The 13,729-nt window shown below is 49.1% G+C and carries 9 protein-coding genes; 3 read left to right on the top strand and 6 right to left on the bottom strand.

The window, feature by feature from the left end; all coding sequences use genetic code 11:
• Positions 1 to 13: 13 nt before the first annotated feature.
• The 6 genes from Q1A54_RS05905 to holA form a co-directional block, all read right to left on the bottom strand.
• The gene (locus Q1A54_RS05905; protein WP_007656468.1) at positions 14 to 409 is read right to left on the bottom strand and encodes a biopolymer transporter ExbD; all 396 of its coding nucleotides are present in this window, start codon (positions 407 to 409) and stop codon (positions 14 to 16) included.
• A 2-nt stretch (positions 410 to 411) separates the two neighbouring features.
• On the bottom strand, positions 412 to 1,116 hold the full coding sequence (locus Q1A54_RS05900; RefSeq protein WP_230391963.1) for a MotA/TolQ/ExbB proton channel family protein: 705 nt from the start codon (positions 1,114 to 1,116) through the stop codon (positions 412 to 414).
• 1 nt (position 1,117) lies between these two features.
• Positions 1,118 to 2,239 (bottom strand): HU family DNA-binding protein, encoded by a 1,122-nt coding sequence (locus tag Q1A54_RS05895; RefSeq protein ID WP_299985821.1) that lies wholly within the window; start codon positions 2,237 to 2,239, stop codon positions 1,118 to 1,120.
• Positions 2,240 to 2,245: 6 nt separating this feature from the next.
• Positions 2,246 to 3,970, bottom strand: a complete 1,725-nt coding sequence (locus Q1A54_RS05890; protein WP_299985819.1) for a hypothetical protein — start codon at positions 3,968 to 3,970, stop codon at positions 2,246 to 2,248.
• The gene (locus tag Q1A54_RS05885; protein ID WP_299985817.1) at positions 3,970 to 7,020 is read right to left on the bottom strand and encodes a tetratricopeptide repeat protein; all 3,051 of its coding nucleotides are present in this window, start codon (positions 7,018 to 7,020) and stop codon (positions 3,970 to 3,972) included. The genes Q1A54_RS05890 and Q1A54_RS05885 overlap by 1 nt, the downstream gene beginning before the upstream one ends.
• Positions 7,021 to 7,251: 231 nt before the next feature.
• Positions 7,252 to 8,301 (bottom strand): DNA polymerase III subunit delta, encoded by a 1,050-nt coding sequence (holA, locus tag Q1A54_RS05880; RefSeq protein ID WP_299985816.1) that lies wholly within the window; start codon positions 8,299 to 8,301, stop codon positions 7,252 to 7,254.
• Positions 8,302 to 8,449: 148 nt separating this feature from the next.
• On the opposite strand from holA, the gene Q1A54_RS05875 reads away from it, so the two are divergent.
• The 3 genes from Q1A54_RS05875 to Q1A54_RS05865 are packed head-to-tail and all read left to right on the top strand — an operon-like array spanning position 8,450 to position 13,673.
• Complete coding sequence (locus Q1A54_RS05875; protein WP_299985815.1) at positions 8,450 to 9,169, top strand: 3'-5' exonuclease; 720 nt, start codon at positions 8,450 to 8,452, stop codon at positions 9,167 to 9,169.
• Complete coding sequence (locus tag Q1A54_RS05870) at positions 9,166 to 11,070, top strand: DUF294 nucleotidyltransferase-like domain-containing protein (protein WP_299985813.1); 1,905 nt, start codon at positions 9,166 to 9,168, stop codon at positions 11,068 to 11,070. The genes Q1A54_RS05875 and Q1A54_RS05870 overlap by 4 nt, the downstream gene beginning before the upstream one ends.
• Before the next feature lie 26 nt (positions 11,071 to 11,096).
• Positions 11,097 to 13,673, top strand: a complete 2,577-nt coding sequence (locus tag Q1A54_RS05865) for a cellulase family glycosylhydrolase (RefSeq protein ID WP_299985812.1) — start codon at positions 11,097 to 11,099, stop codon at positions 13,671 to 13,673.
• Positions 13,674 to 13,729 lie beyond the last annotated feature (56 nt).

The following is a 13,729-nucleotide window of genomic DNA, read 5'->3' as shown; positions in this document are numbered from 1 at the left end:
GTGTAATTCAATGCTACTTTGTAGGCTCTGTGGCCAAAGTTACTTTCGCTTTCAGGCTGGCAGCTATACCTGCCACCTTAGCCAGATACTCCACCGGCACGGTCTTGTCTACGTTCAACACCACCACACCTTCTTCTGTTCCCTGCAAAAGTGCTGCCAACTGTGACTCCAGCTGCGACTCGTCAATTTGCTTACCGTTCAGAAAATACTGTATGTCTTTCGTAATCGTGATATTGACCTTCTCCATCACGATGTTAGACACCTTGCTGGAAGGTAAGCTAACCGGCAAACCGGTAGGCGTCACAAAATTCGAGGTAAGCATGAAGAAAATAAGCAACAGGAAGATGATGTCCGTCATAGAGGACATGTTGAAATCGGGGTTGATCCTGTTTTTAGAGCGTAAATTCATGCTTAAAGTTGTGGTTCTTGTAACAGATCAATGAATTCAATAGAAGAGTACTCCATGGCATGCACGATGTTATCGATCTTAGACACCAGGTAATTGTACCCCACGTAAGCTGGCAGACCGATCATCAGACCTGTAGCTGTTGTTACCATCGCCTGGTAGATACCAGCTGACAGCAACTGCGGGCTTACAGAACCTTCAGCTTGTGCGATAGCGATGAAGGCCTGGATCATACCTGTTACTGTACCTAGGAAGCCCAGCATCGGAGCAGCACCGGCAATAGTTGCCAAGGCAGCCAGGTTACGCTCCAAACGGCTGATCTCAATTTTACCTACGTTCTCGATTGAGGTTTCAATGTTTTTGAGTGGGTTACCTATACGGCTAACACCCTTGCCCAGCATGCGGGATACTGGCGTGTTGGTCTGTGCGCACAGCATACGGGCACCATTGATGTCACCGGCTAATACCATGCTCTTGATGCGATCACTGAAACCATCAGGGTTTTTGGCAGCCTTCTTAAGCGTCAGGTAGCGCTCAAAGAAGATGTAAACGGCAGCCAGCGACAAAAGCAGCAGTGGGATCATGGCCCAACCACCTGCCATTGCCAGGTCCAGTAAGGATACCGAGCTTTCCGCTGTTTCTGCTCCATCAGCCAACATAGAAGTCGTGTCAGCAGGAGTTGTCGTAATTTGTAAGAAGAGAGATGTCATGTTAATTATTAAAAACCCAAATATTTTCTCCGAATGTTTGTCTATAAGTGTCCATGGCAGCCTGTGCCTCCTCTGCTGATGCAAAGTCAGCAACAGATACTTTAAAGAGCCTGCTGCCTTTGCCAGGCTCCAAAACTTTGGCCTCGTGGCCAAACTCCGCAATTTCCTGACGGCTGAACTCTGCGTTCAGCATCCGGGCATAACCGCCTGTAATAATATAAAAGCGTCCGTCCTTCCCGCTAACCGTAGTGCTGGCCACAGCTGGTGCAGCTACTTCCGCAACAGGCTCGTCTTTCTCATTAACGAATTCATCTGTAGCATATTGGCTATCGGAGTCAGAAGTACTGCTAGAAGCATCACCCCAGGCGTCAGCTTCACTTTCCATACCTGCATCTGTTGCATCAAATCCAGCGATTCCAGCATCTTGCCCTAAAGTGGCTTTGTTCTGAACAGGTAGTGTAGTTGCTGTCTGCTCAGCAGCCGCCTGCTTATCGCCACTGATCAGCGATATTGGGTTCAGGCTGCTGAGGTTATAGTCCGTTTGCAGGGAGAGCATGTAAAGTGTTGCTCCAACCAAACCAGTTAAGGCCAGTCCTGCAGCTACGTGGTAGGCGCGCTTCAGACGGGCTTTGAATGGCTTTCTGGCAGGTACAGCCTCTGCTGCCTGACGCTCCTTGATCAGGGTGCGCAGGACTGCCGGTTCTTCATGGCGAATCGGTCTGGCAACAATCTCGGGCAGGCCGAAGCTTGCCTCCAACAGGTTATCGCCTTCTGTATAGTCAAACACCAACTTTCGTTCGTGGTTGTACTTGAACACGCCGATATCAGTCAGTTCAAACCGCTGCTCATTATCCAGCCTATTGCGAACTTCATGCACAAAAGCCATCACCTGTTGTCTGGCCTCTTCTTTTGTGATGTTGTTGGCATAGGCGATGGTACTGATTAGCAGTCCATCGTTTAGCACGAGTTTCTCGTTGAAAGCGATTTTTTTGGACGGTGGCACCAGCGAATGCTTTACCGGGTTGATCCGGGCAGGCACATAGCGTGTGATCAACCCGCCAAAATCAGGTATGATCACGCAGTCGTGATTGTAGAGCAGGTGCTTAATGTGCTTTTCTACCATAGGCACTTAGAATGAATAAGAGACGCCTCCTATCAGGTTTATACTTTTGTTCGGGTAATTTACAAACCTTTCGTACTTCTGCGCAAACAAATTATTTACCATCAGGAAAGTCGTGAATCTGTTGGAGAATCTGTAATCCGCCTTCAGGTTCAGGTCCACGATCGTATCTGTCTCCCGCAGCACAAATGTGCCGTCAGGACGGGTAATGCGCCCGAAAGAACTTCCAATATAGTAAAGTTCTGAATTAAAGAGAATCTTATCATAAAAGTTGTAAGTGGCAAAAACACTCGCCATCAACTCCGGACGGTGAAACGGCTGCTCTAAGGTAGCTGTGCTATATTTGTTATAATCAGCCTTTAATCCGATGCGCAGTTCGTCTGAATAATTAAAAGTAGCCTCCCCATAAATATTCAAAACATTTGTCACGCCGTCATCATACACCAGGTCAAACTTAGTTGAGTCGCTTGCCGAGTTGTTATAGAAATACATGTTGCGTAAGTTCTGGTAGGCCACACGTCCTGTCAGGTGCACAAAGTTGGCAATATTGGCCTGCATACCGCCGTATACCTCCAGTCCTTTGTTCTGATCCGCCACTCGTACATTAGGCGCCAGGAATGGGTTCTCCTGTGTCAGCTGATATAAAGTAACTCTTTGCAAGTCACCCCCTATACCTGCATAGATCAACAAGTTATCCTTAATAGGTTCTACTCCTACACGTACTGTTGGGTATACATTGAACTTGCGCGCGTCGTTCACGGTATCGCTTGTGTAAGCGACATTGGCACCAATAGATAGACGGATCGCATTCAGCTGACGCTCGTACTGCGGATGCAGTTTAAACATGGTACGGCCTACAGAAGCAGAGTCTTTATGCGACACCACTGACAGGTCCGCATCAACTTTGAAAGCTGACACATCATCCAGGCCATACTCGGTGTTCAACTTTGCTGCGATGTTTGTCTCCCGCATATCGTAGCGGTCGTTCAGGTAGTTCACGTTCAAACCGGCTTTGAACAGAAGGGGCATACCTGCACCGTGATTATGCATATACCCTTCGGCATGCACGCGGTTGAATACCTGGCTGATAGTATCGCGGTCCACGGTCGTTTCCTGCACCGGGCTGTATCCATAGAAATGATACTTGTCGCGTCCGTAGCCCAGCTTGCCACCTAAGGTGAGGCCTTGCAGGTAACTCTCGCCGTTCAGGTTGATCGCCGAGTTGGTTACGGCAGAATTTCGGCCGTCCACCGGACCTCTGGCAGAAGTGATATGGCTGACATCCGCTCCATATGAAGCCACATTGCTGCGCTTGTTGTGGAAGTAGCCTTTCAGGTAGAGCGTACCGTAGTTGCCTATACCTGCCTTTACATAATTGCCGTACAGTTTGGTCAGTTCGTCCTGCTTGATGGTGAGTACACGCACCTGCAGGTCCACATCCTGGTCCTCCAGGCGGTAATCATTGAAACGGTAGCGCACATTTCGTTCGCCCGGCTCTGGCTGCACCACCGCAAATTTTTGGTAGTTGCGTGAAGCTCTCGGCAACTCGATCTTACGATCCTTTTCTACCACTACTTCCGCATCCTGTAGTTTGGCACCTTCGCCCCAGCCTGTTGTCTGTGCCTGAGCACTGTTCAGAAAGCTGTATCCAGCACACAGCACAATAGCTGCTAAGGAAGCTTTTTTCAATCTATTCTTCATGTTGATGTTTCTCTTCAGCTTGATCTGATGCATTATCTTTTTCTTCCCTTCACTGTGTCAGCTGGGGCCGTACTCGGTGAACCACCCAACTTAGCCAGCTTTTGCTTCGCTTCTGCTACAATCTCCGGAACTGGCGAGTGCTCAATAATGGAGTTCAGTGTTGAAGTGGCCTGGAAAGTTTCGTTTTGCGCCACATAGTTGTCGGCGATGATCAGGAAGGACTTGCCCAGCCAGAAATCGTAGCTGGAGAACTTCGTGTTGAAGTCAAAGGCCACATCGATCGACTCCGCATACTTTTTCTGCTTGTACAGGATCTCGGCTACCAGGTAATGTGCCTCCGCTCCGTTTTCATCAGTTGCAGACGAGGCCGCTTCACGCAGCTCTTTCAAGGCCTGCTCCAAATTACCTTCGGCATAAGTTGCTTTGCCTTTGTACAGCTGAGCTGTGTTGAAGACATAAAGCGCGGAATTACCCTGGCTGATCAGTTCGTTTGCAATTCGCTTCGATGCCGCATAGTCTTTCGACAGGAAGTGGCTCTTCATCAGACCAGTCAAGGCAGTTTGCTGCTCACGACGGTTGATGGCCGTGTCGCGCAGACGGCTGTAGTACTTGATCGCTTCCGCGTAGTTCTTATTCTCAAACTCCGCATCAGCCACTTTCTGGATGGCACGGTTCACATACTCGCTCTTGTTCTCTTCTACAACGGCTTTCATGCGCTGTAAGCCCTGCTCCGTCTGGTTGGTGCGCAAATACGAATCAGCCAGGAAGTAACGGGCGTCACTTACAAACGGACTGTTTGGATACGTCTTCAGATAACTCTCTAGTTTAGTCAGCGCCTGATCGTATTTCTCGTTGAAATAAAGCGTTTTAGATGCCTCGAATTCAATGCTTTCTAACGCATTACTTTCAGGGTTAGCTGTTCTGAATTTCTCCGCATAGGTATCAAATTCACTGCTGCGGTTCTGTGTAGCAAGTACCTCCTGCAGACTGTAAAGTGATCCACTGGCAGAACGTGAGTTCGGGAACTCGTCGAGTACGCGCTTGTAGTCAGCGGCAGCTTCAGCGTTTTTGCCCAGGTTAGCATAGGCTATACCTCTTTTCTCGAGTGCATTCGGCACCAGGCGGCTTTGAGGTTTCCCCTGAATAAGCGCCGTAAAACCTGATACTGCTGATTCGTAATTGCCAGATTCGAACTCGATGATAGCACGTTGATAAATAGCAGGTTCTACGTAGCGCGATTTCTGGTACTGGCTATACACGGTTTGAAGATTCTGCTTCGCCGCTTCTTTATTGCCCATCAGACTCAGCACAATACCTTTCTGGAAGTATACATAGTCTTTGTCATTGGAATTAGAAGCCAGTACTTTGTCATAAAGTGCCAGAGCAGGTGCATACTGCTTGTTCACGTAATGCAGGTCCGCCAGTCGCATCATGGCATCGTAGTGGTTGGGGTCGCTTGGGCTGGTGCCGTCCACATAAGCCTTGAAGTGCGGCATTGCCTTGTCGTACTCCTTGTTATTGTAGTAGGCATAGCCTATACCGTAGCGCGACTTCATGTAGTACTCCGACTTGCGGGCATCACTGTTACGGAACACAGCTGCGTAACTGTTGATGGCATCCACGTAACGCTGTCCCATAGAGTAAGCCTCACCTTTCACAAAGTGGCTGGCTGCTGTGATTTCCTTATCATATGGATACTGCAGCGACTTGTCCAACAGGGAAACCGCCGTCGGGAACTTGCCTTCGTTGAAAAGGTTGACACCATACAAGTGCGTAACGCGCTGGTAGGTTTCCAGCATTTTATAGCTCTTGTTCGGCATGCTCTCGATGTGACGAATAGCCTCCGAATAGTTATTAGAGTTGAAGTAAGCCTCTGTCAGCAGGTTGTCGACATCGGCGGCGTGTGCTGACTTAGGGAACTCCTGGTTGAAATTCTGCAGCGAGTTGAATACGTCGCGGAAGTTACCAAGCTCATAGCTTACCTGTGCAAACTTAACGGTTGCTGCTTCGGTGATAGTTTTGTCCTGGTCATTTTTGCGAGCCTGATCAAAAGCAGTAAGGGCATACTGCTTATTATCCTCGCGCAGGTAACTCATACCTAGGTAATAAGCAGCATTCTGACCGAGGGCGTCTTTCTTGCTGGCTACTTCTTTGAAATTGGCAATCGCATTTTTAAAGTTACCGTTCTTGTAGTCGGTATAGGCAATCTTATACTGAATTACCGGATCCAGCTTGCGCTTCCCCTGTGCATATTGGCTGAAGTACTGCTCTGCAGTCTTGTACTCAGCACGCTGGTAATAGGAGTCACCTACCAACAAAGCAATTTCGTCGGCCTGCTGTACCTTAGGGGTTTTAGCAAGTGCTGCCTCCCCGTATCGGATCACTTCGAAGATATCGTTTTCCTTATACAGGATCTCTGTGATCATGTAAGGCACGATCTGGGCGTAGGCTTCGTTTTTCTCGGCGATCAAGAGATCCGCTTTCGCTGCATCATAATCACCTTCGCGGTAAGCTATATAGCCCGCGTAGTAGTTCGATGCATAAGCAAAACGGTGCTCATCCTCTCTAAAGCCGGTCGTCTTGTTCTTGTCAAACCAGATCTTGGCGTTTTTGAAATCCTTGTTGGCGAAATAAGAATAGCCGAGTTTGAACTCCAGCTCTTTGTTCTGCTTGATACTCAGAAGATGCGTCGGCGCACTCTCGAGCTTCTCTACCGCCTTCTTGTAATCCTTGTTCTCGAAGTAGTACAGACCCAACTCGTAATTTGCCAGGGCCGTTTTCGGGTGGGTCGGGAATTTGCGGGTGAAGTTGAGGATCAGCTGCTCGGCGTCAGGGTGCAACAGGTATAGCCCGCTCAATGCATAGTAATACTGTGCGTCCGCCGTCTTGGCATCGTCACCGATCAGGTTGATGTACTTGCGGAAGGCCTCCTGTGCCGCTCCGTACTTGGCTCGGTCAAACAACTCCACGCCTTTATGGTAGTGCTTGTCTTTTGCGGTGAACACCTGTGTGTGCTGAGCCACCGTTATGTGGCTTCCTCCAGCCAAAACCGATGCCAGCGCTACTTTATAGGCTATCTTCATATGTATCTTACTGCTCGTTAGAGCTATTCTTATGACTTATATCTTAGAAAACAGGTATATGCACCAGACGGCGCCATGCCTTACAGGCAAATTCAAAGTTAGTTAAAATTCGATAACCGCACGAACCAAAGGCGATAAACATCCTGCCGAAAAGGCCTGACGCCCCCCCCCCACACCTTTATACAATGCAGCATCAATAGCAAATATTGTGCTGATCGTGCAAAATTGTACTTATTTATAAGCCAAAGCTCGTGGAACAGGATGCAATATCTTGAATACCAGCTCCTTTAAAATTTCAGATTCGCTCATATCGCCGCCACTTATGCCTTTCACCTGCAGATCGGCCACCCGGATATGGTGAATGATATCTACGACACGCACCAGCGGGAACACCCGAAGCGCCTGCATGTACTCCTTCACCAGGAAGCCCCGGTTGCCTAGGCTCTTTCTCACGCCGGACTCTGACTTGTCAGCTGACTGGTGCAAGGTCAAAAGCTTGGTGAAAAACGTAAAGAGCAGACTCAGGTTAGGTATAAGCGGGTTATTTTTAGGATTGGCCTCAAAATACTGGATAATCCGGTTGGCCTTGAGCGCATCCTGGGCTATCAAGGCTGACTGCAGCTCGAAAATATTGTATTCCTTGCTGATGCCTACGTTCTCCTGCACTACCCTTTCGTCTATCGCCTGTCCTGGCTTCAGATTAATCAGCAGCTTATCGATCTCGTTTGCCTGCCGCGACAGGTCAGCCCCGATAAACTCACTTAGCAGCAGCACCGCTTTGGGGCTGATCTGCACACCTTTGCTCTTCACATAGCCCGTGATCCAGGCAGGTATCTGGTTGTCATACAGCTTTTTGGTAGTCAGTAGCACGGCATGCTTCTGCACAGCTTTGCCCAGTGCCTTGCGCCCATCAAGGGTTTTGTGCTTGTGACAAAATACCAGTATGGTAGAAGGCAACGGGTTTTGCAGGTATGCCTCCAATTGCTTCATGCCTTCTTCCCGTTCCAGGTCCACAATGCTCTGCGCCTCCTTCACGATCACCACCTGGCGCTCCGCCATCATCGGGAAACGCTTGGCTTGCAGCAACACTGTGGCCACATCTACATCCTTACCGTATACCACAACCTGGTTGAAACCCTTTTCATGCTCCTGCAGGGCGTGTGCCTCTATAAAATCGGCAATCTGGTCAATGTAAAAAGGCTCCTCTCCCTGCAGAAAATACACAGGGGCGAACTGCCTCTTCTTTAATTGCTCCATGATGCCCTCTGGGGTATGCGACATGCTGTTTGAAAGGTATAGATTGGTGATCGATCAGGTATACAGACATCAAATATACTGGTATCTGCGCTGCAAATGAAAGGTAGAAGCGCCAAAAAAGAATAAAATCCAATATATTCTGACTGTCCTGAATATTGTCTAATTTTATACAGTGAACACCTATCTGCTCTTTGTCGACACCGAAACCTCGGGTTTGCCCAAGGACTGGAGCATGCCCTATTCGGCCCGCGACAACTGGCCCCATATCGTACAGGTCGCCTGGGAAGTCTATACCCGACAAGGCGAGTTCATTAAGTCTGAAAACTTTTATATAAAGCCCTCAGACTACGAAATGAATGCTGTTTCGGAACGCATACATGGTATCAGCCTGGATTTTCTGGAAAAGAATGGAACAGGTCGCTACGAGGCCTTACACCTTTTGCAGCAGGACCTGGCTCACTATCAGCCATTGGTTGTGGGGCACTTCATGCAGCTTGACTACAAAATGCTGGGCCTGGGCTTTTACAGAGCGGGGCTTGACAATCCGTTGGAGCATTTGCCTTCTTTCTGTACCATGCTCGCCACAAATCACTTTGTACGGGAAGCAAGGCACCGGCATATGCGTCTGGGAGAGCTGTACATGCGCCTGTTCGGCGAAGCCCTGCAAAAAGAACACGATGCACGCAACGATGCCCATGCCACGGCACGCTGTTTCTTTGAGCTGTGGCGCAGAGGCGACATTGACGAACAATCTGTACAACTACAGCAGGAACCTCCTCCTCCACAGCCGCTTCGACGAAAGCCGCGCAGTCACCAGCGCAGATTGATGTACTTCATCGGGTTTCTGCTATTGATCATCCTCTTATACCTTATCGCCCTACTGCTGACATGAATCCTAAATATGAATTTCTAAAAACCGTCAGGCCTTTTGATGTGCTGCCTGATGAAGTGCTGCATGGGGTAGCAGAGCTGCTTCAGGAGGTGCAGCATCCAAAAGAAAGCATCCTATACCTGCAAGACGAGTCTAAGTTACGTGGGGTGGATCTGATCGTGCGGGGCGCTTATGAAGTATTTTTTTACGACAGCGAACAAAACAAACGACTTGTAACAAACTACACTAGTGGCACTTGCTACGGGGGAGCCTCACTCCTGCTCAACCGGCGCCGATCGTTCCGAACTGTTATTTCCCGCAAAGGCACTGTAGTCTATACCTTGCACCGCAAGGAGTTTTTAGCGCTTTGTCAGGCATATGAAGCCTTCTTTCATTATTTCACGGCCGAATACGGTCGACGGATGCTGGATGAGGAGTACGCCCATTTTATAAGGCCATCGCGCATTCAGCCTGAAAACAATATAGCCGCTGACCAACTCTATTCCCGTAAGCTCGAAACCATAGAGCCGCGCACCATAGTAGCCTGCCCCGGTAGTACCTCTATTGCCGAAGCCGCTCAACTGATGATCAGCCAAAAAGTGAGTTGCCTCTTTGTACAGGACGAGCACAGCCAGATCAAGGGCTATGTAACGGACCTCACGCTGCGCAACAACGTGGTGGCCAGGCAGGTGCCCTATACCCAGCCAGTGCAGGATATTATGGATCAGCCTATTATCTCTATTGGGTCTCAGGCTTATATCTATGAAGCGGTTCTGCTGATGTTTCAGACACGAGCCCGCTACCTACTGATCACAGATGGCGCTGGCTATACTGGTTTTATCAGTCGAAACAAATTACTGAGTAGCCTGGCTCAGTCTCCGTTTATGTTTATTCAGTCTGTCAAACTAGCCCGTAGCGTACCCGAGCTGAGGCAGCGCTGGCAGAAAGTGCCGGAGCAGGTATACCAGTTGCTTAACCGCGGTGTCAAGTCAGAAATTGTGAACCAGGTCATTACGACAGTGGCCGATACGATTGCAATCAATGTGATAGAGGGCGTCATCGAAGAAATGGGGCCGCCGCCCGCCAAATTTGTGTTCATGGTGCTGGGCAGCGAGGGACGAAAAGAGCAAACCTTACGCACCGACCAGGACAATGCCATCATTTACGAAGACAAGGCGAATGAGCAACGGGAGATGGTGCGGGAGTACTTTCTGGCATTCGCCACCACTGTATCCGAGCGGCTTGATCATATTGGCTTTAGTTTCTGTGAAGGTGGCTTTATGGCCAAAAACTCAAAGTGGACCCACTCCCTCTCCCACTGGAAGCGCAATTACAGCAACTGGCTGCAGGAATCTGACCCGGAGGCGGTGCTTAAAGTAGCCACCTTCTTTGATTGTCGCTTCCTGTATGGGGAACAAAGCATCATGGATGACCTCAAAGGCTTTCTGCATGAAGAGTTAGAGCGCCCCAGGTATAAGTTTTTGCATCACATGGCCCAGAACGCCCTGCAATATGAACCGCCGCTTACCTTCTTCAACAACATCAAAACGTTCAGCAAGGGAAGCCAGCAAGTGTTTAACCTGAAAAAAACCATGACACCAATTGTGGATCTTGTCAGGGCTTATGCGCTGCGTAACCGTATATTCCTGACCAATACGGGGGAAAGACTGGAAGCCCTTGCCAGCGTGGGCATCTTCACTGAAAAGGAGCGCCAGGAATTGCTGCAAGCTTATTATTACCTGATGGGGATGCGCCTGAAAAAACAGGCTATCCAGATCATCGATGACCGCAAAGAACCTGATAACTTGCTTGACCCAAGGACACTGACTAAAATTGAACAGGTAACACTGAAAGAAATCTTCAAGGTTATCAGCGACTTCCAGACCAAAATACGGGTCGGCTTTATGGAAACACTTTACTAAATAAGTTAGACCCTAAGAAAGAAAATATGCGAAACAGCCTGCGGATAGGTATAGCGCTAGTGTTCATACTCTGGATAGGAAGTACGCTGACGGCCAACAGCCAGGGCAGCAATGCCGTGTTCGTAGATAAACAAGGTGTGCTGCGCTGGCAGAAAGACAAGACCGAAGCCAATTTTTTTGGTGTTAACTATACAGTACCTTTCGCCTATGGCTACCGTTCACACAAAGCTATAGGTATAGACATTGAAAAAGCTATAGACCAGGATGTTTACCATATGGCTAGACTTGGTTTTAATGCTTTTCGGGTGCATGTCTGGGACACCGAGATCAGTGACTCGCTGGGTAACTTGTTAGAGAACGAACACCTGCGCTTGTTTGACTACCTGATCTATAAACTGAAGGAGCGGAATATCAAAATCCTGATCACCCCCATCGCCTTTTGGGGACCTGGCTACCCGGAACCGGATTATAAAACCGGTGGCTTTTCGAGCATTTACAACAAGCAACAGGCCGTAACGGAAGAGGCAGCTTTCCAGGCGCAGGAGCGCTACCTGACGCAATTTTTTGAGCATGTTAACCCTTACACCAAGGTTTCTTACCAGAATGACCCGGATGTAATCGCAGCTGAGGTAAACAATGAACCGCACCACACAGGACCAAAAGCACGCGCTACCGAATATGTCAACCGCATGGTGAAGGCCATCAGAGGCACAGACTGGACCAAGCCGATCTTCTACAACATCAGCGAATCGCCGCGCTACGCCGATGCGGTGGCCAACGCTAATATCGACGGGGTTAGCTTCCAATGGTACCCGACCGGACTGGTTGCAAATCGTACCCTGCAGGGCAATTACCTGCCTCACGTGGACAGGTATAGCATCCCTTTTGACACCATACCTGCCTTTGCAGGCAAAGCTCGCATGGTATATGAGTTTGATGCGGGCGACATTGCCTCGCCAACGATGTACCCGGCTATGTCCCGAAGTTTCCGGGATGCGGGCTTTCAGTGGGCCACGCAGTTTGCTTATGACCCCATGGCAACTGCTTACGCCAACACTGAGTACCAGACGCATTACGTTAACCTGGCCTATACCCCCGAGAAAGCTATCAGTTTATTAATCGCCTCCAAAGCCTTCCAGAAACTACCCCGCCTGAAAAACTATGGTACTTACCCAGCCGATAGTGTGTTTGATGTATTCCATGTGAGTCACCGGCAGCAGTTGAGCGAAATGAACACCCCTCAGGAGTTTTATTACGCTAACACAACCAGCACCAGACCTACTAACTTAAACAAACTCGAGCGTCTGGCTGGTGTAGGCTACTCACCAGTTGTGCGTTATGGCGGTCGCGGTGCCTACTTTCTTGACAAACTTGAGAATGGGGTGTGGCGCCTTGAAGTAATGCCGGACGCTATACCTGTCACCGATCCCTTTGCGAAGGCCTCACCACAGAAAGAGGTCGTGCGCATTCAATGGCGTGCCCATACCATGCAGGTTAGACTTCCTGAATTGGGTGATGCCTTTACAGTTGAAGCATTGAACGAGGGTAACAGGTATAGCACGAGAGCCAGCCAAGGAAGTATTACGATACAACCGGGCACCTACCTGCTCATCAGAAGCGGCAAAAGGTATAAACGCAGCCAAAGCAGTCTTCATAATCTGCAGCTCAGTGAATTTGTAGCCCCGCAGCCGCAGTCTCCTGAGCCTACTGTTTATCATCAACCAAAACAGGAAGTAACTGCCAACAAATCCCTATCTATCAGTGCAGTAATAGCATGTATAGATCCTGGCGACAAGGTGACGCTGCTAATGAACAACTTTTCAGGGGTATGGAAAACGATTGACATGCAAGAGAAAGTGGCTTATACCTGGCAAGCTGAAGTACCTGTCGATATACTGACGCCTGGTCTGGTACAGTACCGCATTCTGGTGCAGAAAGGACAGAACGACTTTACTACCTACCCTGGTGGCCACAAAGGCAACCCCCATGCCTGGGACTATACGCAGCAGGATTATTGGCAAATGAGAGTGGCCGCTGAAAATAGTGCGCTGGAGCTGTTTAATGCAGCGTACGACAGGAACCTTACCGTATACCCCAACCTCTGGCGGAGCGAAGAAAGACAGTTGATCACAATCCAAACGCCGGGGCAGATGGCCTTAAAACTCAGCCGGCCAAATCTTAAAGAAGGTGAACCCATTATCGCATGGCAGCACTTCGTCGGCAGTAAGCTGCAAAACAGACGAGCTGAGTTAGCAGATTTCAAACGCATCATTGTCAAAGCACGAACAGAGAATAAGGTGCCATTACAAATGAAAGTCACCTTGGTCTCAAAAGATGCAGCCGCCTATTCCGCTACTGTAGAGCTTAAACAGCAGTTACAGGAGATTGAAATCCCACTGGAGTCGCTCCAGCCGGACAGTTTTATCTTACTGCCAAGGCCTTACCCGGGCTTTCATCCATTCCGGCTTAAATCCGCATCTGCTGGCCAATTTGACCTGAGTCAGGTTGAGAAAATAGAAGTCTCCATAGGGGAAGGTATAGCGCCTGCAGCTTATGGACAACCCTATACCTTTGAAGTAGCTTCCATTTGGTTGGGCCGTTAAGCCAGGACAGACCACTATTCTGCCAACTCTTTCCTATATTTGCTCTGAACTGATGA

Source organism: uncultured Pontibacter sp. (assembly GCF_947502515.1).
Classification (GTDB): Bacteria; Bacteroidota; Bacteroidia; order Cytophagales; family Hymenobacteraceae; genus Pontibacter.
Note: the sequence above shows the minus strand (reverse complement) of the source record. Positions and strands in the feature narration are given on the sequence as shown.

Excerpts from the sequence above, each read along its gene's own strand:
- Q1A54_RS05885 (WP_299985817.1), bottom strand. The coding sequence starts at position 7,020 with ATGAAGATAGCCTATAAAGTAGCGCTGGCATCGGTTTTGGCTGGAGGA.
- Q1A54_RS05895 (WP_299985821.1), bottom strand. The coding sequence starts at position 2,239 with ATGGTAGAAAAGCACATTAAGCACCTGCTCTACAATCACGACTGCGTG.
- holA (WP_299985816.1), bottom strand. The coding sequence starts at position 8,301 with ATGTCGCATACCCCAGAGGGCATCATGGAGCAATTAAAGAAGAGGCAG.
- Q1A54_RS05865 (WP_299985812.1), top strand. The coding sequence starts at position 11,097 with ATGCGAAACAGCCTGCGGATAGGTATAGCGCTAGTGTTCATACTCTGG.
- Q1A54_RS05900 (WP_230391963.1), bottom strand. The coding sequence starts at position 1,116 with ATGACATCTCTCTTCTTACAAATTACGACAACTCCTGCTGACACGACT.
- Q1A54_RS05905 (WP_007656468.1), bottom strand. The coding sequence starts at position 409 with ATGAATTTACGCTCTAAAAACAGGATCAACCCCGATTTCAACATGTCC.
- Q1A54_RS05870 (WP_299985813.1), top strand. The coding sequence starts at position 9,166 with ATGAATCCTAAATATGAATTTCTAAAAACCGTCAGGCCTTTTGATGTG.
- Q1A54_RS05890 (WP_299985819.1), bottom strand. The coding sequence starts at position 3,970 with ATGCATCAGATCAAGCTGAAGAGAAACATCAACATGAAGAATAGATTG.